Source organism: Thiocapsa bogorovii (genome assembly GCF_021228795.1).
In the GTDB taxonomy this organism is placed as follows: domain Bacteria; phylum Pseudomonadota; class Gammaproteobacteria; order Chromatiales; family Chromatiaceae; genus Thiocapsa; species Thiocapsa bogorovii.
On record NZ_CP089309.1, the window covers coordinates 491,646 to 512,064 of the forward strand.

The 20,419-nt window shown below is 63.8% G+C and carries 22 protein-coding genes; 6 read left to right on the plus strand and 16 right to left on the minus strand.

What is annotated here, in order from left to right; genetic code table 11:
* The first annotated feature begins 10 nt into the window (after positions 1 to 10).
* A complete protein-coding gene (locus tag LT988_RS02355; protein ID WP_007195558.1) occupies positions 11 to 1,390 on the plus strand; it encodes a V-type ATP synthase subunit B in 1,380 nt (459 codons plus the stop codon).
* Positions 1,391 to 1,435: 45 nt separating this feature from the next.
* Here LT988_RS02355 and LT988_RS02360 read toward each other — a convergent pair whose 3' ends face one another.
* From LT988_RS02360 to gltX, 14 genes are all read right to left on the minus strand, one after another.
* Positions 1,436 to 1,804 carry a hypothetical protein gene (locus LT988_RS02360; protein ID WP_232408662.1) on the minus strand — a complete coding sequence of 123 codons (369 nt, stop codon included), beginning with the start codon at positions 1,802 to 1,804 and terminating at the stop codon, positions 1,436 to 1,438.
* Positions 1,797 to 2,573, minus strand: a complete 777-nt coding sequence (locus tag LT988_RS02365) for a sterol desaturase family protein (RefSeq protein ID WP_232408663.1) — start codon at positions 2,571 to 2,573, stop codon at positions 1,797 to 1,799. The genes LT988_RS02360 and LT988_RS02365 overlap by 8 nt, the downstream gene beginning before the upstream one ends.
* Complete coding sequence (locus LT988_RS02370; protein ID WP_232408664.1) at positions 2,570 to 3,283, minus strand: glycosyltransferase; 714 nt, start codon at positions 3,281 to 3,283, stop codon at positions 2,570 to 2,572. The genes LT988_RS02365 and LT988_RS02370 overlap by 4 nt, the downstream gene beginning before the upstream one ends.
* 81 nt (positions 3,284 to 3,364) lie before the next feature.
* Positions 3,365 to 4,006, minus strand: a complete 642-nt coding sequence (queE, locus tag LT988_RS02375) for a 7-carboxy-7-deazaguanine synthase (RefSeq protein ID WP_232408665.1) — start codon at positions 4,004 to 4,006, stop codon at positions 3,365 to 3,367.
* Positions 4,003 to 5,097 (minus strand): 6-carboxytetrahydropterin synthase, encoded by a 1,095-nt coding sequence (locus LT988_RS02380; RefSeq protein WP_232408666.1) that lies wholly within the window; start codon positions 5,095 to 5,097, stop codon positions 4,003 to 4,005. The genes queE and LT988_RS02380 overlap by 4 nt, the downstream gene beginning before the upstream one ends.
* Positions 5,094 to 5,795 (minus strand): 7-cyano-7-deazaguanine synthase QueC, encoded by a 702-nt coding sequence (gene queC / locus LT988_RS02385; RefSeq protein ID WP_232408667.1) that lies wholly within the window; start codon positions 5,793 to 5,795, stop codon positions 5,094 to 5,096. Before queC ends, LT988_RS02380 begins: the two co-directional genes overlap by 4 nt.
* 64 nt (positions 5,796 to 5,859) lie before the next feature.
* Positions 5,860 to 6,285 carry a PilZ domain-containing protein gene (locus LT988_RS02390; protein WP_332460597.1) on the minus strand — a complete coding sequence of 142 codons (426 nt, stop codon included), beginning with the start codon at positions 6,283 to 6,285 and terminating at the stop codon, positions 5,860 to 5,862.
* Between the two features lie 444 nt (positions 6,286 to 6,729).
* The gene (gene pufA / locus LT988_RS02395; protein WP_007190880.1) at positions 6,730 to 6,894 is read right to left on the minus strand and encodes a light-harvesting antenna LH1, alpha subunit; all 165 of its coding nucleotides are present in this window, start codon (positions 6,892 to 6,894) and stop codon (positions 6,730 to 6,732) included.
* Between the two features lie 24 nt (positions 6,895 to 6,918).
* A complete protein-coding gene (gene pufB / locus LT988_RS02400) occupies positions 6,919 to 7,056 on the minus strand; it encodes a light-harvesting antenna LH1, beta subunit (protein ID WP_093028681.1) in 138 nt (45 codons plus the stop codon).
* 69 nt (positions 7,057 to 7,125) lie between these two features.
* The gene (gene pufA, locus LT988_RS25365) at positions 7,126 to 7,653 is read right to left on the minus strand and encodes a light-harvesting antenna LH1, alpha subunit (protein WP_332460523.1); all 528 of its coding nucleotides are present in this window, start codon (positions 7,651 to 7,653) and stop codon (positions 7,126 to 7,128) included.
* Between the two features lie 18 nt (positions 7,654 to 7,671).
* Entirely contained in the window at positions 7,672 to 7,797 is a 126-nt protein-coding gene (locus tag LT988_RS02410) for a light-harvesting protein (RefSeq protein ID WP_232410672.1), read from the minus strand.
* A 636-nt stretch (positions 7,798 to 8,433) separates the two neighbouring features.
* Positions 8,434 to 10,188: a SufS family cysteine desulfurase gene (locus LT988_RS02415; protein ID WP_232408669.1), complete on the minus strand. Its 1,755-nt coding sequence runs from the start codon at positions 10,186 to 10,188 to the stop codon at positions 8,434 to 8,436.
* Positions 10,189 to 10,194: 6 nt separating this feature from the next.
* On the minus strand, positions 10,195 to 11,664 hold the full coding sequence (locus LT988_RS02420; protein ID WP_232408670.1) for a glycogen synthase: 1,470 nt from the start codon (positions 11,662 to 11,664) through the stop codon (positions 10,195 to 10,197).
* A gap of 112 nt (positions 11,665 to 11,776) precedes the next feature.
* Positions 11,777 to 13,198 (minus strand): glutamate--tRNA ligase, encoded by a 1,422-nt coding sequence (gene gltX / locus LT988_RS02425; protein WP_232408671.1) that lies wholly within the window; start codon positions 13,196 to 13,198, stop codon positions 11,777 to 11,779.
* A 144-nt stretch (positions 13,199 to 13,342) separates the two neighbouring features.
* On the opposite strand from gltX, the gene LT988_RS02430 reads away from it, so the two are divergent.
* The 5 genes from LT988_RS02430 to LT988_RS02450 all read left to right on the plus strand — a co-directional run bounded on the left by LT988_RS02430 (position 13,343) and on the right by LT988_RS02450 (position 17,142).
* A complete protein-coding gene (locus tag LT988_RS02430; RefSeq protein WP_232408672.1) occupies positions 13,343 to 13,744 on the plus strand; it encodes an Mth938-like domain-containing protein in 402 nt (133 codons plus the stop codon).
* A gap of 182 nt (positions 13,745 to 13,926) precedes the next feature.
* Positions 13,927 to 14,625 (plus strand): hypothetical protein, encoded by a 699-nt coding sequence (locus LT988_RS02435; RefSeq protein ID WP_232408673.1) that lies wholly within the window; start codon positions 13,927 to 13,929, stop codon positions 14,623 to 14,625.
* Positions 14,626 to 14,627: 2 nt separating this feature from the next.
* Complete coding sequence (locus LT988_RS02440; protein ID WP_232408674.1) at positions 14,628 to 15,626, plus strand: ABC transporter substrate-binding protein; 999 nt, start codon at positions 14,628 to 14,630, stop codon at positions 15,624 to 15,626.
* Positions 15,623 to 16,366, plus strand: a complete 744-nt coding sequence (locus tag LT988_RS02445; protein WP_232408675.1) for an ABC transporter ATP-binding protein — start codon at positions 15,623 to 15,625, stop codon at positions 16,364 to 16,366. The genes LT988_RS02440 and LT988_RS02445 overlap by 4 nt, the downstream gene beginning before the upstream one ends.
* Positions 16,360 to 17,142, plus strand: coding sequence for an ABC transporter permease (locus LT988_RS02450; RefSeq protein ID WP_232408676.1), 783 nt, complete (start codon positions 16,360 to 16,362; stop codon positions 17,140 to 17,142). Before LT988_RS02445 ends, LT988_RS02450 begins: the two co-directional genes overlap by 7 nt.
* Before the next feature lie 176 nt (positions 17,143 to 17,318).
* On the opposite strand, the gene LT988_RS02455 is transcribed toward LT988_RS02450, so the two are convergent.
* A complete protein-coding gene (locus LT988_RS02455; protein ID WP_232408677.1) occupies positions 17,319 to 18,437 on the minus strand; it encodes an FIST signal transduction protein in 1,119 nt (372 codons plus the stop codon).
* A gap of 49 nt (positions 18,438 to 18,486) precedes the next feature.
* Positions 18,487 to 20,373, minus strand: a complete 1,887-nt coding sequence (gene parE / locus LT988_RS02460; protein WP_232408678.1) for a DNA topoisomerase IV subunit B — start codon at positions 20,371 to 20,373, stop codon at positions 18,487 to 18,489.
* Positions 20,374 to 20,419 lie beyond the last annotated feature (46 nt).

Consider the following 20,419-nt stretch of genomic DNA (forward strand, 5'->3'; position numbering starts at 1 on the left):
ACGCGGTTCAATGAGCATCAAAGAATATCGCACCGCAATCGAGGCCCGCGGCGGACTGCTGGTCGTGAAGGACACCGCCGGAATCGCCTTCGGCGATCGCGTGCAGATCAAGGACCACGCGGGCAACACCCGCAACGGCCAGGTCATCCGCAGCGCCGACAACGAGGTCTTGATCCTGGTCTTCGAAGGCACCGACGATCTGGACCTGGAGAACACCTGGGTACGCTTCCTCGACGAGCCGGTCGAGATCGCACTCTCGCCCGAGATCCTCGGCCGCGAGTTCAACGGGCTCGGCGAGCCGCGCGACGGTCGCCCGCCGGTGCTCTCCAACATCCGGCGGCCGGTCGGCGGATCGGCCATCAACCCTGCCGCCCGCACCTATCCGCGCGAGTTCATCCAGACGGGAATCTCCACCATCGACGGGCTGAACAGCCTGGTGCGCGGTCAGAAGCTGCCGATCTTCTCGGGGTCGGGTCTGCCGCACAATCGGCTCGCCGCCCAGATCGGACGCCAGGCCAAGCTGGTCGACCAGGAGTCGAGCTTCTCGGTCGTCTTCGCGGCGATGGGTGTGTCCTACGCGGACGCGAAGTTCTTCCGCGACGAGTTCGCCAGCTCCGGCGTACTGCGCAACGTCGTGATGTTCATCAACCTCGCCGACGACCCGCCGGTCGAGCGCCTCACGCTACCCCGCACCGCCCTGACCGCCGCCGAGTATCTGGCCTACGATCTGGATCGGCACGTCCTGGTCATCCTCACGGACATGACCAACTACGCCGAGGCGTTGCGCGAGGTCGCAACCGCTAAGGGCGACGTTCCGGCCCGCAAGGGCTACCCGGGTTATCTCTATTCGGACCTGGCCGAGATCTACGAGCGCTGCGGACGCATCCACCAGCGTCACGGCTCCATCACCATGATGCCCGTAGTCTCCATGCCCTCGGACGACATCACGCACCCGATCCCGGACCTCACCGGTTACATCACCGAGGGGCAGATCGTGCTCTCGCGCGAGCTACACAACCAGGGCATCTATCCGCCCGTGCACATCTCGCCGAGCCTCTCCCGTCTGATGAAGGACGGCATCGGCAAGGACGACACCCGCGAGGACCATCCCCGCGTCGCCGGCCAGATCTACGCCCTTTACGCCCGCGCCCAAGAGACCCGCAACCTCGCCTCCATCATCGGTGCGGACGAGCTCTCCGAGCGCGACCGCCGCTATCTCACCTTCGCCGACGCCTTCGACGAACGCTTTGTCGGCCAAGGCGAATCCGAAGACCGCTCCATCGAGGCCACACTCAACCTCGCCTGGGAGCTGATGAGCATGTTCCCGCGCGACATGCTCACGCGCGTGAAGGAAACGGACTTGGCGAAGTATTATCAGGGGACCGATTAAAGCGACGCGGAAGCGGATTCAGAAACCTCAACCGAGCTTCGACTCTTACAGGCAGCAGCCCAGGATCAACGCCTTCAGATCTGCAATGCTCGAGCAGCCGTTCAGGGCCAGCGCGTCCAGGCAGAGCTTCGGCCCCTCGTCCGTCACGCGGAACACCGCCGGAAGCGTGGCCGCGAGGCCCGGTTCGCGTTTGTGGAACTCATCGCGGTGCAGAAACTCGCACTCTGCGTCGATGGATGAGACGAACTCTCGCCATTCGGCCTTTTCGCTCAGAAGGCCGTATGTGATGGCACACAGCCGGCAAGCGTAGGTCTCGGGCGAGAAGATTTTGTGGCCGATGTCGGCCATGGCATTGAAGAGTCCGCTGTCGGCGTTGTAGACGAACAGCAGTCGAACGCGGCTTGTCTTAGTCACGCGGCTTCTCGCGCAGCGGCAGCATCAGGAGCTGAAGCGGCGTCTGAAACTGCGGGCCGTCGAAATAGCCGATTCCGAAGCGGATCCGGGCAAGGTCGTCGCGCAGTCGGAAGCTCCCGAGGAGTCGATCCCAGAAGGAGAAGATGGTCCCGTAGTTGGAGTTGGTCTCGGCGATGATCTGCGAATGATGGACACGGTGCATCGAGGGCGGCACGACCAGGATGCGCAGTCGCCGATCCCAGGCCTCGGGCAGGCGGATGTTGCTGTGATGCAGGAGAATGACAACGACCATCAGTGATTTGTAGAGGATCAAGGTCCCGAGACCGAGTCCGAGCCCGAGGATCACGGCGGCATTCAGGAGGGTCGAAAGGGCGATCTCGCCGGGATGAAAGCGAAACGCGGTCGTCGAGTCCATCCGCGGGTCGGTGTGATGGACACGGTGGAGCCGCCACAGCAGCGGGATCTCGTGGTTGGCGCGGTGCCAAACATACATCCAAAGATCGAACAGCAAGAGGCCCGCAACCACCGCGATCGGGGCCGGCACCTCGATCGCGTTCAGGAGGCCCCAGTCGCGGGTCTGCGCGAGCACGATCGACATCATGATCAGTGGCGCCATCAAGGCACCGACGAGGCCGGTCATGAGGGCGAGGCCGATATTGCGAGCCGCGTGGGACCAGCGTCCGGTGGCCTGATCGTAGAAGGGGATCACGCCTTCCAGGGCAAACAGCGTCGCCAGAACCGCGAGAGCCACCCACTGGTCGATGCTCATCCTCGATCTCGCTCGTAGAGCTCGGCGAGCCGCGTCGGGGCTGCGCCGAGCAGATATCTCAGGATAAGCCCCGCATTCATAAGCTGCTGGCGGACCATGCCGTTGCGACGAAAGCGCACGGCGGAGGTCGTCACCACACCGGGAAGCTTGAGAACGCGCGCGCGGCGTCGGGCGCGACGGAGCAACTCGACATCCTCGAACAGGGGCCACTGGGGAAAACCACCGAGATGGTCGAAGGCGCGTCGCCGGATCAGGATCCCCTGGTCGCCGAAGCTGGTGAGGACCGAGTCGAACCGCGAGAACCAGCCGTAAACGCCGAGCAGCCAGTGGGCGTCGTCGAAGCGCAGCCGAAAACAGGCCAGCTCGACCTGGTCCGAAGCGAAGGCGGACTGCGTCAGCGCGGCGGCTTGCCGCGGCAGGATACTGTCGTCATGAAGAAAAAGCAGAAGATCGCCCCGGGCCACGGAAGCGCCGGCATTGCATTGCGGACCGCGCCCCCGGGTTGCGGAAAGGACGTGTGTCGCTCCTTCGATCGGGCCCGGCAGACCTAGCGGATCTGACTGCTCGACAGGTTGAACAGAGTCGGCTCCCGCAGAGGCCACGACAACAATGATCTCGGCGCCTGGGAGGGAGCGTCGACAGGCATCGAGACAGGGCTTGAGATGAGGACCGACGCGCCTGGTCGGGATGACGATCGAGAGGCTTAGCATACTGTGGACTGCGTCGGCGCACCTTTAGCGGGGATAGCATGGATCTGGCCCGCCCGACGCCGAAATCAACCCGTGCGGCCGTCAAGGAAACCCGAGCAGCTTGTGGGTCTGGATGCTCAGACGCCAGCGCGGCCTGGCTTGGCAGTAGGAAATCGCCTGGCGGGTATGCTCTTGCAGGTGCAGGCCATCCATGGGCTGAAGGAAGAAGTGATCGAACGCGAGGTGTTCGAGATCGTCCGGCGAGAGGCCGGGCTGGGGGAAGACGAGCTTGAGTTCCGAACCGTTCTGCTGGAGCAGATCGGCGCCGGCCTTCGGGCTGACGCAGACCCAGTCGATGCCGTCCGGAACGTGCCGTGTACCATTGGTCTCGACGGCGATCTCGAAACCCACAGCATGCAGCGCGTTGATCAAGGCAACGTCGAGTTGGAGCAGCGGCTCGCCTCCGGTCAGCACCACGAAGGGCCGACCACCAGCGCCGGCGTGCTCGGACCAGGTTGCTCCGATCCGTCCGACCAGGGTCTCGGGGTCTCCGAACAGTCCCCCGCCTGCGCCGTCGGTGCCGCGAAAATCGGTATCGCAGAATCGGCAGACCGCCGTCGCACGATCTTGCTCGCGTCCGGACCAGAGGTTGCAGCCTGCAAATCGGCAGAACACCGCCGCTCGTCCCGCCTGCGCGCCCTCGCCCTGCAGAGTGTAGAAGATCTCCTTGACGCTGTAGCTCATAGCGGAAGCGCCGGCCCCAACGCGCCCCAACAGAGCACGGCGCCGCAGCCCGGGGTTTCGTGCAGGTCGATCCGATCCAATCGCGGTAACGTCGCGGTGACCTCTTCGCGGATCCAGAGCAGCAGGTTGGCCGGATCGGCTTGGCGCAGCCGCGGTAGCGCGTCGAGCCGTTGATGGTCGAGGCGGTCGTAGATCGGCTTGAATTGTCTCTTCACATCGCCGTAGTCGATCGTCCAGCCGAGCACCTCGTCCAGCGGGGCAGTCAGATGCAGGCGCATCAGATAGCTGTGGCCGTGTAGGCGGCGGCGCCGATCGTCCTCCGGCGCCTGCACCAACTGCAGGGCGCTCTCGAAGCGTTGCTCCTTCCAGATGCGATAGTGCACACCGTCGTAGTGACAGCCTGCGGTTGCCGTCTCGTAGACCGTCACAACGGACAACTGCGGAAAGACCGGTTGGAGTCGCTCCCAGATCCAACACGCCAACATCTCGCTGGTCGGGTTCTCCAGGCCGGGGATCTCGTTCAGGCAAGCGTGGTCGAGCTCTGCGAACAGAGGCCACCAGATGGCCTCGAGCCGATCGAAATCGATGCCCATGTCGCTTCCGGCAAGATCCTGATTGGCATGAAGGATCACCTCGAATCCGTGGCCGTGCATACGCCCGCACGGGTGACCCTCGGGCACATTCGGCAAGCGGTGGGCAGCCTCGAAACGAAAACGTCGCCAGACATGCGCCTGCTCGATGCCGTCCAGGTCGACACCCTGATCGCGGGTACTCTGGACACCGACCGAAACAACCCCGGGAACGACGAGATGCGCCCGCACCCAGCGTGCTAGATTCTCGTCGGTCGGAATCGGCAGGTGTTCGTTGAGGTCGCTGTAATCGAGCGGGGCGATCGCTTTTGTAAGCGCCTGTGCGAGGGCGTCCGTCTCCCCACCGGGAAAGTGAGCCCAATCGATCGGGAGCTCCGCGCGCACCTTGGCGACGAAGCCGTGGCCGTGCAGACGGCGCGACCGATGTCCGGCAGGCAGGATGGAGACGCGCCGCGCGGCCTCGAAAGGGATTGCGGCGACGTGAAACAGCTGTTCACTCATGGGACGACAAGACCGAACCGAAGGCTGAGAGGATCCGGGCAACCTGCATCCGCGAAGCCCTTGGCGCGAAGCAAGCAGGAATCACAGAGACCACAGGGACGACCGTCCGTTCCGGGATCGTAGCAACTACTGGTGAGGCCGTAATCGACACCGAGCGACAGACCCCGGACAATAATCTCGGCCTTGGTCATCTGCATCAAAGGTGCGTGGATCTTGAGCCTTTGACGCCCTTCGACACCGGCGGCGGTCGCGAGATTAGCCATGTTCTCGAACGCCTCGATGAACGCCGGCCGACAGTCGGGATAACCGGAGTAATCCTGCACGTTCACGCCGATGAAGATGTCCTCGGATCCGAGGGTCTCCGCCCAGGCGAGCGCAAAGGACAAAAAGACGGTGTTGCGTGCCGGGACATAGGTGACCGGAATCCCCTCGCCGATCGCGCCAGCGGAACGTCCCTTGGGGACCGGGATGTCCGCCGTCAGCGCCGAGCCGCCGAAGCGCCGCAAATCAATATCGACGATCGCATGCTCCACGACGCCCAGCGCCTCCGCGACACGGGCAGCGGATTCGAGCTCGACGCCGTGGCGCTGGCCATACCGAAACGACAATGCATGGATCGCGAATCCTTCGGATTGCGCAATGGCCGATGCGGTTGCGGAGTCCAAACCTCCGCTCAAAAGAACGACCGCCGGTTTCATGGTGCTGGAACGCGGAGCATCGCGGCAGGGCGCATCGGACCAGGTCCAAGCCGGCACTCGACGCTCAGTTGCGTTCGCCCGTCGGTCGGACAATCGAGCGGATTCGGGCCAGCGCCGTGTCGCCGACATCGGAGAACTCGATCCCGAGCAACCAGCGCTCCTCGGACGTGCTCGGAGACACCCACGCCACGGAGCCCACAGCTTGGATGCCTTCCGGGATTTCCGGCGCCTCCATCTCGACCAACAGGCGAGAACGCACGGCGAACATGCGATCGGCCCAGACTTGCAGCCCGCCCTCGCTGATGTTCCGCCCGAGCACCGGGTGCATGCCCGGGGCACCGCCACCCGCATCGCTGCCGAGTTGCATCAGGCGGGCGTGGCAATCCCAGGTCACCCGCTCGTAGCTCCGTCGGTCCGCATCTGCTTCGCTGGCCGCCATAAACACCCCAAACGGTCTGATTGATCGAAACGCCTCGCGGCACCCCGGCATCGCGGCAAGCGGGACGACGGTCGCGGGCAATGTGGCACGAATCGCTTTAACGCTGCGCGGTGCTAAGGATAGCGCTCGTTCGGGAGACTGTCGACCGACGATGCGGACGCTCGGAAACGGCAGCAGAGGGATCGGGGATCCCGCATACAGGCCAATCGAGTCGGGATGGGGATGGTTCGTCGAATCGGAAAGAGCGAGGGCGGTGGCCCCAGGCAAGACGCGTGATCGAAGCGCAGACGATCGGTTTTGGCCATGCTCAACGGCACGAAACCGGTGAGCATGTCACGATCCCCGAAAACGCGATAGGCGATAGGCGATAGGCGATAGGCGATGTTGCACGCGAATTCGATCCACGGATGGACACGAATTCGCGTTTCCTTGACTCGGCTCTAGAGCATCGGTTCCGGGGAATCGGTTCTAGTGGTTCAATTCCAGGGGTTCGGATCAGGCCCAACCAAAGCCCATCTGGAACACGACAGCGTGGAGCACCAATGCAATGATCAACAAGAGAAAGAAGATCGGCATCAGCCATGTCGCGGGATTGAGAACCAGCCACACCTTCCAATCGTCTTCCGGGTTCTTCGGCTTTGCAATCTGAACATCACTCATAATCTTGATCTCGTCGAAGTCGAATTAGAACCAGGGATTGGCAGCGATCACGAAGAGGTGAACCAATGCGGCGATCCCTACGTATGCGGTGTAGGTCACCTTGAACTGTTCATGAAACTCTTTTGCTTGTTGGTCGGTAAGGCCGGACAGAGACTGTGCCATGATTCAACTCCTTTGCTGGGTTTTCCTCGAGCGCTACACGCCAAACTGACGCCAGGCGAGCGAAGAGGCTTAGGCTGCCTCGGGAACCACGATCACTTCCACCGGAACCGGCACGACCGCGGGCGCACCTTCTTCGGCAGCAGGTGCGGCTTCGACCGGCGCGGCCTCGGCAGCAGGCGCGGCTTCAACCGGCGCTTCCTCAGCAGCAGGTGCGGCTTCGGCCGGAGCGGCCTCGGCAGCAGGTGCGGCTTCGGCCGGAGCGGCCTCGGCAGCAGGTGCGGCTTCTACCGGAGCAGCCTCGGCGGCAGGTGCGGCTTCGGCCGGCGCTTCCTCGGCGACGGGCACGATCTCCTCGACGACGACGATCACTTCCTCGACGACGGGCGCCTCGGCAACCGGAGCAGGCTCGACGGCCTTGCCGGGCTCCCATGCGTTACCCGGTAGGGAGAAGGCATACAGGTGCACACCCAATGCGATCACGAGGAGGGCCGCCAACATCGGCACCAACCAAACGGCCGGGTTGATCACCAGCCAAATCCGGTAGTCCTGCTGGCTCGGGCTGTAATTGAGAACGTTGCGGAAAGCATCTTGAAGCATGAGTGGGGCCTCCTTGACTTAGAACCAGGGGTTGCTCGCAATGATGAACAGATGCACGAGTGCTGCGATCCCGACGTACGCGGTGTAGGTGACCTTGAACTGCTCGTGGAATTCTTTTGCTTGCTCCGGGGTGAGCCCGGACAGGCTCTTTTCTTGCTGCTGCGCGACGGCAGGCTTAGCTTGTCCGCGCGCTTTGCCGCCGGTCGATGGTGCGGCGGGAGATTGCTGCCCAGCCATTGGGTTGGCCTCCATACGGGTTGTGCCGAGGTCGCCGCCCAGAATTTGTGCGACGGGGGTCGATTTGGTGAGCACCGACGCGGGAGCGAGCCACTCTGCGCGATGCTTCAAATACCACGGGATTTACATGTCATCCCAAGTGTCATATTAGCTTGACGCTTGGCAATGTCAACAAACTTTGACACATAAGCCGTGGGGGCATGGAGGATTCGCCTGCCGCCTGCCGCCTGCCGCCTGCCGCCTGCCGCCTGCCGCCTGCCGCCTGCTGCGAGCGTTCTGACTTTGGTGGCGGGTTGCGCGGCGCTTCCTCAATCGATGGCGTATCGACGCTTCGGAAGCGCGCATGATTTGGAGTCTCGCGCAAATGCTCACCGGGCCGCCTGTCGAGGGCTCTCGGCGATGATCTGAAAAGGCACGAAAAACACTTCCAGTTGCGGCCCGAAGGCCCTAGGCCGAACGCTGGAAGCCGACGGACGCTATACGGCCGCTGGAGGCTGGAGGCTGGAGGCTGGAAGCCGAAGGGTGGTGGCTGGTGGCTGAAAGCTAACGCATCAGCCCGGCCGCGATCTGCCGAATCCGCTCGACCATTGAGACGAGACCGTTGCGGCGGGTCATGCTGAGGTGCTCGTCGAGACCGAGACGGCTGAAGAAGGCTTGCGCATCGAAGGCGAGGATGGCGCCGGCCGTTTGGCCGGAGTAGAGCTGCTGCAGGAGGGCGATGAGGCCGCGGACGATGTTGGCGTCGCTGTCGGCGAGGAACTCGATGACGTCTTGCGAGCCGGGCCGCACGCGTGCCGCAAGATGAACACGACTCTGGCAACCGGGGACAAAGGTCTCGGGGGTCTTCAATGCATCCGGCATGGGTGTCAGATGCTCGCCGAGATCCATGATCTGCTGATGGCGCATGGGCCAATCGGGCAAAAGCTCGAAGATCTCGGCGATCTCTTCCGCGGCCGACTCGGGCGATTCCGCTGCTGCCGCCGGATAGACGACCTCGTCGACCATCGAGCCGGTCACCGCCTTGCGGACGGTCGTAACGCGAGCACCCGAGACGATCTCGGCGAGCGCATCGGCAAGCCGCTCGACTTCGGCCTCGGTGTTGTAGACACCGAAGGAGGCGCGCGCGGTCGAGGCGACCCCCAAGCGCTCCATCAGCGGCTGGCAGCAATGGTGGCCGGTGCGGATACAGATACCCCGAAGGTCGAGCTGCATGCCGATATCGAGGGTTCCGATCGGTGGATCGACGTTGACCCAGGAGACCACGGCAGCCTTATGCGCTGCGGTGCCTTTGATCACGAGGCCGGGGATCGCCGACAGCCGCTCGGTAGCCAGCCGCAGAAGACGCTGCTCGTGCGCGCAGATCCGCTCGAAACCGACCCCTTCGAGCCACTCGATGGCCGCGGCCAGACCGACCGCGCCGGCGATATGGGGCGTGCCGGCCTCGAACTTGTTCGGAATCTGGGCGTAGGTCGTCTTCTCGAAGGTCACCTGCTCGATCATGTCCCCGCCGCCCTGATACGGCGGCATCGCCTCGAGCAGGGTGCGCTTCCCGTAGAGCACCCCGATGCCGGTCGGCCCGTAAATCTTGTGTCCGGAGAAGGCATAGAAATCGGCGTCGAGCGCCTGGACATCGGTCGCACCGTGAGCGACCCACTGGGCGCCGTCGATCAGCGCGAGCGCTCCCGCAGCATGGGCCTCTTCGATGATCGTCTTGACCGGGTTGATGGTTCCGAGTGCATTGGAGACGTGATTGACCGCGACCAGCCGGGTGCGCGGGGAGAGCAAACGACGGTAGGCGTTCATGTCGAGCTCACCGGCATCGTCGATCGGGATGACCCGGATGCGCGCACCCGTGGCCTCGCAGGCCATCTGCCACGGGACGATGTTGGAGTGATGCTCCAAGTGAGAAAGGATGATCTCGTCGCCGGGCTTCAGGTTGGCCCGACCCCAGGAGGCGGCGACCAGATTGATGGACTCGGTCGTCCCGCGCGTAAAGAGACACTCGACCGGCTCGGCGGCGTGCAGGAAGTGCGCAACCATCTCGCGCGCATAGTCGTGCATCCGTGTCGCATTGCGCGAGAGCTGGTAGACGCCGCGATGGATGTTGGCATGGTATTGCTGGTGATAGTCGCTGACCGCCTGGATGACCTGGAGCGGCTGCTGGGTGCTCGCGGCGTTGTCCAGATAGGCCAAGCGCTGGTCGTGCACCCGGGTTTCGAGGATCGGAAATTGGGCGCGCAAGGCCGTCAGATCCAAGGGCACGGAGGGTGCGGGGGTCGGGGAGAGTCGCGGAGTCATCTCGGTTCAGTGCACTCGGATATGGTCATAGATCTCCAGGTACTGACGTGCCGGTCGGCCCCATGAGCGATCCACACGCATCCCGTTGATCTGGAGCTGGCGAAAATACTCGCGGTGATTGCGCCACAGATCGATCGCGCGCTCCATGGCGGCGGCCAGGGCGGACTCGGTCAGATCGTCGAAGAGATAGCCGTTGCGCTCCTCGAAGGGACGATCCGAGTAGTTGGCGTCGAAGACCGTATCGGCGAGCCCCCCGACACGCCGCGCGATCGGGACCACGCCGTACTTCATCGCAATCATCTGGGTCAACCCGCAAGGCTCGTAGATGCTCGGGATGAGGATCAGGTCGGTGCCTGCATAGATGAGATGGGACAACTCCTCGTCATACGCAAGGACCAGGCGGCAATCCGGGTGCCCCTCGGTGTCTTCTTGAAGGCGCCGGAACTGATCGGCGACCACCGGGTCGAGCGCAGCCCCGAGCAGCGCGAGCTGGCAGTCGCAGGCACATGCGTGCGCGATGCCGAAGCGCAGGAGATGCACGCCTTTCTGATAATCGAGCCGGCTGACGACGGCCACGATGGGCTTCTCGTTCTGAACGAGGCCCAAATAAGCGCGCAAGGCCTGCCGATTGGCCTCTTTGCCGTCGAGCCGATCGGCATCGAAGGGCTCCGGGATATGCCGATCGGTCGCGGGGTTCCAGACCGCATCGTCGATACCGTTCAGCACACCGCCGAACTTGCCGTCATGGGTCTTCAGAACGTCCTGAAGACCCATCCCCTGCTCGGTGTTCTGGATCTCCCAGGCATAGCGCGGCGAGACGGTGTTGACGAAGTTGGAAAAAACGATTCCTCCCTTCATCAGATTCACCGCGCGCGGATTGCCGGGATCCTGGAGACGATCCGGCGTGATGAGCCGAGCCGGATCCAGTCCGACCTGCCGCAGGATGGATTCTCCGACGACACCCTGGTAGCCGAGGTTGTGGAGGCTGTAGCAGACGCGCACGTCGGTCATTCCGAGCCGTTGGTACCTCTCGAACAGGAGGACGGGGACCAGCGCGGTCTGCCAATCGTGACAATGGATCACCTCCGGACGCCTTCCCGAGATCAGCATGAATTCCAGCACCGCCCGACAGAAGAAGGCGAAGCGATCCGCATCGTCCGCCTCGCCGTAGATCCGGCCGCGCTGAAAAAACCGATGGGGCGAATCGGACTCGATGAAGAAGCAGCTGATCCCGTCGACCTCGCCCGCATCCACGCGACAATCGATCCATTGGTCGTAATAGGGGACGCGCAGGTCAGGGTAGACCTCGCGGCGCCCCTCGATCAGGTCGTGCCGCAGCGAATCGTATCCCGGTAAAAAGACCTCGACCCTCTGCCCGAGCGCAAGAAGCTCCCGCGAAAGTCCGTGCACGACATCGCCGAGCCCGCCAGCTTTTGCGATCGGCGCACACTCCGCGCTGACCATGGCGATATACATACCCTGATTCCCGATTGGCATTTTTGAATGGCGGACAGGCCGAAACCCTCGACCTGCCCAGGCGCGATATTGCCCCGCACGCGGGACGATCCGGATAACCCCCGGTCCGGTCTTACGACGGCTCGTTCCCGCCGCGCGCCGCGATGTATTCCAACGCCTTATCGATACGGCGCAGCGTCGCGTCCTTGCCGACCAGCCGCAGGGTCTCGTCGATACCCGGCGAGGCGGCACGTCCGACGATAGCCACGCGCAGGGGCTGAGCGACCTTGCCCATCGCGGTCCCGAGCTCCTCGGCGACCCCTTCGACGACGTGCTTGAGCCCCTCGAGCGTCCAATCCTCGTAGGCCATCAGCTCAAAGGCCGCGCGCAGGCGCTCCAGCCCCTCGCGGGCCACCAGGCGCAGATGCTTCTTCGCCGATGCCTCGTCGAAGGTCTCGAAGTCACGATAGAAGAAAGCGCTGATCTCGGCCAGCTCGGTCAGCGTCTTGGCACGCGCGGCCTGGGCCTTGACCACCTCGACCAGGTCCGGGCCGGTCGCCGGATCGATGTCGAGCCGCCCCATGTGCGGGCTGAGCAGACGGGCGATCCGTGCCGGATCGGCGTGATGCAGATACTGCTGATTGAGCCAATCAAGCTTTTCGGTGTTGAAGGCGGAGGCGGCCTTGTTGACGTCGCCGATCTCGAAGAGCTTGATCATCTCTTCAAGGGAGAAGAGTTCCTGATCGCCGTGCGACCACCCCAGACGGACCAGATAATTGAGCAGGGCTTCGGGAAGATAGCCTTGATCGCGATAGGCGATGACGCCTACGGCGCCGTGGCGCTTGGACAGGCGCGCCCCGTCGTCTCCTAGGATCATCGGGACATGGGCGTAGCGCGGCGGCTCGTGGCCGAGCGCACGCAAGATATTGATCTGACGTGGCGTGTTGTTGATATGATCGTCGCCGCGGATGACATGGGTGATGCCCATATCCGAGTCGTCCACGACCACGCTCAGGTTGTAGGTCGGCGCACCGTCGCTGCGTCGGATGACCAGGTCGTCCAACTCGGCGTTGGCGAAGACGATCCGCCCGCGGATCATATCGTCGACGACCACGACGCCGTCGGCGGGATTCTTGAAGCGGACGACGTGCGGCTCGTTCGGGTCGATCTCATGGCCGCGACAATGGCCGTCGTAGCGCGGTTTGAGCCGCTGCGCCATCTGGTCCTCGCGCAGTGTCTCCAAGCGCTCCTTGGAGCAAACGCAGCGATAGGCCAGGCCCTTGGCGAGCAGCTCGTCAATCACCTGGTTGTAACGCTCGAAGCGCTGGGTCTGATAGAAGGGCCCCTCGTCGTAGTCCAAGCCGAGCCAGGTCATGCCCTCGAGAATGGCGTTCACGGACTCCGCCGTCGAGCGTTCCAAGTCCGTATCCTCGATCCGCAGCACGAACTGCCCTCCGTGCTTGCGCGCAAAGAGATAGCTGAAGAGCGCCGTGCGGGCACCTCCGACGTGCAGATAACCGGTAGGGGACGGGGCGAATCGGGTACGGACGGTCATGGGGTTCCGGATCGGTTGTATGAGACGCGTGACGCGATTCTAACAGAGCCCCTTCGACCTGCCCGCTTGTTCGCTCGCCTTCGTCCCTCACCTTGTTCGCGCCTCACCTTGTTCGAGCAAGCGGCATTCGGTTATGTTCGCGCCATGAGATTTTCCGAAGCAGACGGCAGCAGCGGTCAACTGATCGACGCCTACGGGGACGACGGCATCCTGATCGGGGGCCGACGCTTCACCCGCGGGCTGATCGTGACGCCCAACCGGGTCGAAGAGGGCTGGGGTCCGGCGCACCCGGCCGATTTGACGGTCGAGCACTTGGATGCACTGCTCGCGATCGAGCCCGAGACCCAGGTCATTGTGCTCGGCACAGGCGAGACACAGGTCTTCCCCGATCCGGCGCTTTACTTTGCCGTGATCGGGCGCGGTGTCGGCTTCGAGGTCATGGATACAGGTGCCGCCTGTCGGACCTACAACATCCTAATTTCGGAAGGACGGCGCGTCGTCGCCGGCCTGCTGCCCCTGGCGCTGAACCACGCTGAACCGGGCTGAACCGCATCCGGCGTGATCAATGCTGTTTCAGCGATGCGTCGCGTTCGGCTTGGCCCATTCGACTTGGAGTCGACGCGGTTCAGGTGATTTGTTCGGTCTTTTCGGGCTCGAATCTTTACGCCCCACGGGTCGGCTTAAATCTCGCTCGATCGTCATCGCATCATTCGGAGCGCTCTATATCCATGGATCGACAGATTATTCTCTCCGTCCTCGGCGTCGCCGTCTTGGGCTTTTTGGGCGTTCTTCTCTTGATGCCCTCGTCCATCGAGGACGGCCCGGATCGCTTGCCTTGGCGCGTCTCGCACGACGTCGCCGGTCGCACGCAGGTCTTTGGCTTTACCATCGGGGAGACCACGTTGGCGGAGGTTCGCGCGCTCTTCGGAGAAGACGGCAAGGTCAACCTCTTCCAAGACCCGTCGCAAGCCGAGCCCTACGGCGTGGAAGCCTTCTTCGACCAGATCCATCTGCAGCGCCTGCGCGCGGACTTCGTAATCACGCTCGATGTCGACCAGGCCACGCTCGCCGCCATGTACGAGCGCGGTCTGCGGATCAGCCAGGTCGGGAGTGGCAGCCGCAAGGTCAAGCTCGACCCGAACGATGTCGAGACCCTGGCCTCCCTCCCGATTCGGTCCATCAGTTACCTCCCGAAGGCGCGACTGGACAACGATCTGATCGAACAACGCTTCGGTACACCCGAACTGCGCCTGACCGAGCCGGAGACCGAGATCGTCCATTGGCTCTACCCGGAACGCGGAATGGACATCGGCCGCAGCCCGAACGGGACCGTGGTTATCCAATACGTGAACCCGGTCGACTTCGACCGGCTCCTGAGCCCACTGCAGGATGCCGCCCCCGCGGACGAGACGCAGCCGGAGACCTGAGCATGTCGAAGCACGCACTGATCTTCGCATTGGCCTTGGTGGGTTTCGCGTTCTCAGGGTCGACGGCGGCCGCCGACCCGACCAAGATCCGTTTCGTCACCGACTGGAAGGCACAGGCCCCCCTGGGCGGCTTCTATCAAGCCAAGGCGCTCGGGCTCTATGCCGAGCAGGGACTCGATGTCGAGATCATTCAGGGCGGCCCCTCGGTGAATGTCCCGCTCTTGTTGGGCTCCAACCAGGTCGATTTCGGGATCGGCTCCAACAGCTTCATCCCGCTCAATATCGTCGAGTCGGGGATCCCGGCCACGGCCGTCGCGGCCATCTTCCAGAAAGACCCGCAGGTCCTGATCACGCACTCGCGCGAGGATATTCGATCCATCGCCGACATGAAGGGCAAACCGATCATGATCTCGGATGCCGGCGTCGGTAGCCACTGGATCTGGCTCAAGGCCAAATTCGGATTCACGGATCGGCAGATCCGCAAATACACCTACAATCTTGCCCCCTTCCTCGTCGACCCGAGTGCGATCCAACAAGGCTACGTTACCAGCGAGCCCTACGAGATCGAGAAGGCGAGCGGCATCGCGCCGCAGGTGTTTCTGCTCGCCGACGAGGACTACCCCTCCTACGGGACCCTGATCTTGGCCTCGGACGCGCGCATCCGAAGCGATCCGCAGCAGGTCCGGGCCTTCGTCGCGGCCTCCATCGCCGGCTGGGAGGACTATCTCACCGGCGACCCGACACCGGGAAATACGCTGATCAAGGCCGACAATCCGGAGATGACCGACGAGGTGCTCCGACACGCCATCGCCGAGATGAACCGCAACCGGCTCGCCACCGCGGGCGATGCCGAGACCGCCGGGATCGGCGTCATGACCGACGCGCGCTGGCAGGCCTTCTTCGAGACCATGTCCGGCGACGGGGTCTATCCGGCGAACCTGGATTGGCGGCGCGCCTATTCGCTCGACTTTCTTCCCACGGCCATCCCCTCAAGGCCGTGAGCAGGGAGCTGCGCCTCGACGGGCTGAGCAAGACCTTCCCCAACGGTACCGCCGCGTTGGGGGAGCTGAGCGCCGACATCGAATCCGGCGCCTTCGTCTCCCTGCTCGGTCCCTCCGGATGCGGAAAGAGCACGGTCCTGAGGCTCATCGCAGGGCTGGAGGAGCCCACACGGGGTCGGGTCGACTGGCCGCAGTCACGCGGCTCACTCGGCTTCATCTTCCAGGAACCAACCCTCATGGCCTGGGCGAGCGCGGCCAAGAACATCGCCTTGCCGCTCGAGCTTGACGGTATAGCCAAGACCGAAGCGCGTGAGCGAGCCTGTATCGCGCTGGAGAAGGTGGGCCTCGCGGGCTTTGCCGATGCCCTGCCCCGAGAGCTCTCGGGCGGAATGCGCATGCGCGTCTCCATCGCACGCGCGGTGGTCGCCGACCCCGATGTCTTACTGATGGACGAGCCCTTCGCGGCACTCGACGAATTCACCCGCGGCAAGCTCAACGACGACCTGTTGCGCCTCTGGGCCGAGCGCGGCTTCACCGGGATCTTCGTCACCCACTCCGTCTTCGAGGCCGTGTATCTGTCTCAACGCATCCTGATCCTTAGCGGGCGTCCGGGACATCTGGTTGCCGACATCGAAAACCCCGCGCCCTACCCGCGCGAACGCGGCTACCGGACATCCGCCGGCTTCAGTGCGACCGCGCGCGACATCCTCGACACGTTGGAGGATGTCTCGACATGCTGATGCGGGGCCTGCGGATCATCCTGCCGATCGCGCTCTTCCTGGGATTGATCCAATTCTGGGAGTGGTCCGTCGTCTATTGGGAGATCAAGCCCTTCATCCTGCCGCCGCCGAGCGCCATCCTGGCGGTCTTCGCGACCGACGGGGCCTCTCTGCTCGGCTCGGCCTGGACCACCTTGGGCACAACGTTGGCCGCGTTCGCTCTGGCAGTGGTCTCGGGCACGGCGCTCGCGACGCTCTTCGCCTCCAGTCGCATCGCGGAGGCGGCGCTCTCGCCCTATGCCGTGATCCTGCAGGTCACCCCGATCATCGCCATCGCCCCCTTGATCATCGTCTGGGTCGGGCTCGACAACGCCTGGCTCGCCGTGCTGTTACTCGCTTGGATCGCGGCCTTCTTCCCGGTCCTCGCAAGCGCGACCGCCGGTCTCAAGGCTGTCGACCCCAATCTACGCGACCTCTTCAGGCTCTATCGCGCGGACTTCCGGCAGACCTTCGTCAGGCTCATGGTTCCATCCTCCCTGCCCTATCTCCTCGCCGGCATCAAGACAGCGGGGGGACTCGCCCTGGTCGGCGCGGTGGTCGCCGAGTTTGCCGCCGCCTCAGGTAACACGAACGGTCTGGCTTGGCGCATCCTCGAGGCCGGCAATCGGCTGCAGATCGCCAAGATGTTCGCCGCCCTGTTACTGCTCGCAATCATGGGCGTCGCCCTCTACGCGATCCTGAGCTTCGTGGAATGGCTGCTCCTGCATCGTTGGCACGGGGATCAGCGGCGGGCGTAAGGTAGCGTGTCAGATGTCGGTTGAGCACCGAATCTAATCGTTGTCGAATGCGATTACGACAACGACAACGGTGGGAAAAGTCTTCGCGATCAGAGTTTTTTTCCGGTTCCAAGTGCAAAAGCGCAGCGGTTTCGCTTCGGTATTCGCGTGCGGCTCCAACGAGGGTGCCGGAGCCTTCAAGTGAAGAGGGTCAAGACGCCCGTATAGCCGTAGAGACGGTCCTGCGAGATCTCGCCGTTGGCATAAAAACCGACGATGGGCACATCGCCGAGTGCGGCTTGGATCTGCTTGAGCTCGGCCGAATCCGGACCGAACAGGTTGACCCCGCGCCCCAAACAGGAGACGTAGACGCCGCCCCTGGGCGGAGCGGTCAGGCGTCCCTTGATGCCGTTGAGCATGCGGTCGAGATCTTCGCGCGCGGTGTCGGCATCGCGCCTGCAGAACATCAGCTCGCGTCCGGGCTCCACCAAGTCGCCGATCGCGACGAGGCCATGATTGGGATCGATGCCGACCAGATTGCGCACCAAATAATCGCCTGTATCCGAGCCCTGAATCGGCAAACCAGCAAAGATGTAGCCGCCGAGACGCGACAGATCGCGGGCCAGGATCTCGCCGATATCCTCCTTGAGAACATCGAGCGCGGGCTCGCCGTCGAGCCGCATCAGGATGTTGCGTTGGCCTTCGGTGATCAGATGGTGCGGGCCGATCGGCGAGCAGCCTTGGCTAAGCCGAGTCAGGATCCCGACCCGCTCGGAAAAGAGGACGCCGGACAGACCGCCGCGCGTCACTCCGTCGGCGATGGTCAGGGCGTCTGCACGCGCGCTGGCGAGGCCGCCGACAAGAAAACCGGCGGTCGTGCGCTGGGCGAGTTGTTGGATCAGGGTCTCGGTCAGGCCGTTGGAGGGGTCGCCGTGGACCAGGCCCAGGTACGGCGGGTTGGCACGCATCCAGTCCCCGTGGCGCAGGTCGAAGTCGTCGAGATCCTCGACCAGGCTCGGGAAAACGCGAAAATCATCGCTCGGAAACTCGCCGAGCATGACCGCGATTGCGGGCTCTTCGTAGTACTCGGCACCGGTCGCACAGATGCCCATGCCGACGCTTCCGACCCACTGATCGATGCCGGTCGCTTCGCGAAAGGTCCGAAGGATCTCGTCCAGCGCATCGGCGAGGCTGTCCGTCACGTAGAGGAATCCCAGGGTCGCCGTCGCAGGTACCGGGCCAATGCAGGTCAAGCAGAGGTCGGCGGCCTGACGCCAATCAGGATCCGCGGCATGTCCGAGGCGGAATGGAGTCATGGTGATTTTGTTACCTCGGGTGGTCATGTCGAACCGCACCAACCTTGGCCTAAACCTCGGCGAGGTCGCCCTTCTCCTGTAGCCAGGCTCGTCGGTCGGATGCGCGCTTCTTCGCCAGCAACATGTCGAGGAGGTTGTTGCTGTCGTCCTCGGCTTCAACCGTGAGCTGAACCAGGCGCCGGGTATCCGGGTGGATGGTCGTTTCGCGCAACTGGCCAGGATTCATCTCGCCCAATCCTTTGAAGCGCTGAACATTCACCTTGCCCTTGATCTTCTCGGCCTCGATACGGTCCAGGATGCCGCGCTTCTCGCTGTCGTCCAGGGCATAGAAGACCTGCTTGCCGACATCGATCCGATAGAGCGGCGGCATGGCGACGAAGACGTGGCCTTCGGCGACCAGGCGCCTGAAATGACGCAGAAAGAGGGCACACAGAAGGGTTGCGATGTGCGCACCGTCGGAGTCGGCGTCGGCGAGGATGCAGATCTTGCCGAAGCGCAGCCGGGCGAGATCGTCGCTGCCCGGATCCACGCCGATCGCCACGGCGATGTCGTGCACCTCTTGCGAACCCAGGACCTCGGCCGGATCGACCTCCCAGGTGTTGAGGATCTTACCGCGCAGCGGCAGGATGGCCTGGAACTCGCGATCGCGTGCCTGCTTGGCCGAACCGCCAGCGGAGTCGCCCTCCACCAGAAAGAGCTCACCGCGCTCGGGGTCGGTCGTCGTGCAGTCGGCGAGCTTGCCCGGCAGGGCCGGCCCCTGCGTGATCTTCTTGCGGGTCACGGTGCGGCCGGCACGCAGCCGTGCCTGGGCGGCACCGATGACCAGCTCGGCGATCCGCTCGCCCTCGGCCACATGCTGATTCAGCCAGAGGCTGAAGGCGTCCTTGACCACGCCGGAGACAAAAGCGGCACACTCGCGCGAGGACAGGCGTTCCTTGGTCTGCCCGGAGAACTGCGGCTCGATCAGCTTGACCGAAAGGATATAGCTGACCCGACCCCAGACATCCTCCGGGGCGACCTTCACGCCGCGCGGCAGCAGGTTGCGGAACTCGCAGAACTCGCGCACCGCCTCGGTCAGCCCGGTGCGCAAACCGTTGACGTGGGTGCCGCCCTGCACCGTCGGGATGAGATTCACATAGCTCTCGGCGACCGCCTCTCCGCCCTCGGGCAACCAGCCCAGCGCCCAGCTTGCGGCCTCGTTGGCCCCTTCCAGATCGCCGACGAAGAGCTGCGACGGCAGGGTCTCGGCACCGCTCAACGCTTGCAGGAGGTAATCCTTGAGACCGTCCCGGTAGCACCAGACCTGCTCGTCCCCGCTCGCCTCGTCGCGAAAGCGGACCTCGAGTCCGGGGCAGAGTACGGCCTTGGCCTGCAGCAGGTGGGTCAGCGCACGCGTGGCGATCTTGGGTGTATCGAAATACTTCGGGTCCGGCCAAAACCGCAATCGGGTGCCGGTGTTGCCGCGCCCGACGCTTCCGAGCTGAATAAGATCGCTCGCCTTCTCTCCGCCTGCAAAGGCCATGTGGTGCTCGTGACCGCCGCGTTTGACCCAGACATCCAGGCGTTGCGACAAGGCATTCACGACCGAGACGCCGACCCCGTGCAGCCCGCCTGAGAAGCGATAGTTGTCGCCGTTGAACTTGCCGCCCGCGTGCAGCTTGGTGAGGATGACCTCGACGCCGGGCAGACCCTGCTCGGGGTGGATATCCACCGGCATGCCGCGCCCGTCGTCGCTGACCTCGAGCGAGCCGTCGGCGAAGAGCACCACATCGATGCGGCGGGCGTGCCCGGCGAGCGCCTCGTCGACGCTGTTGTCGATGACCTCCTGAGCGAGGTGGTTGGGGCGGGTTGTGTCGGTGTACATCCCGGGGCGCTTGCGCACCGGGTCGAGGCCGCTGAGGACCTCGATGGCTGAGGCATCGTAGTGGCCGGTCATGGGGACTGTAGGTCGATCCTATGTGGTGTCGTGATCGGGTGGAACT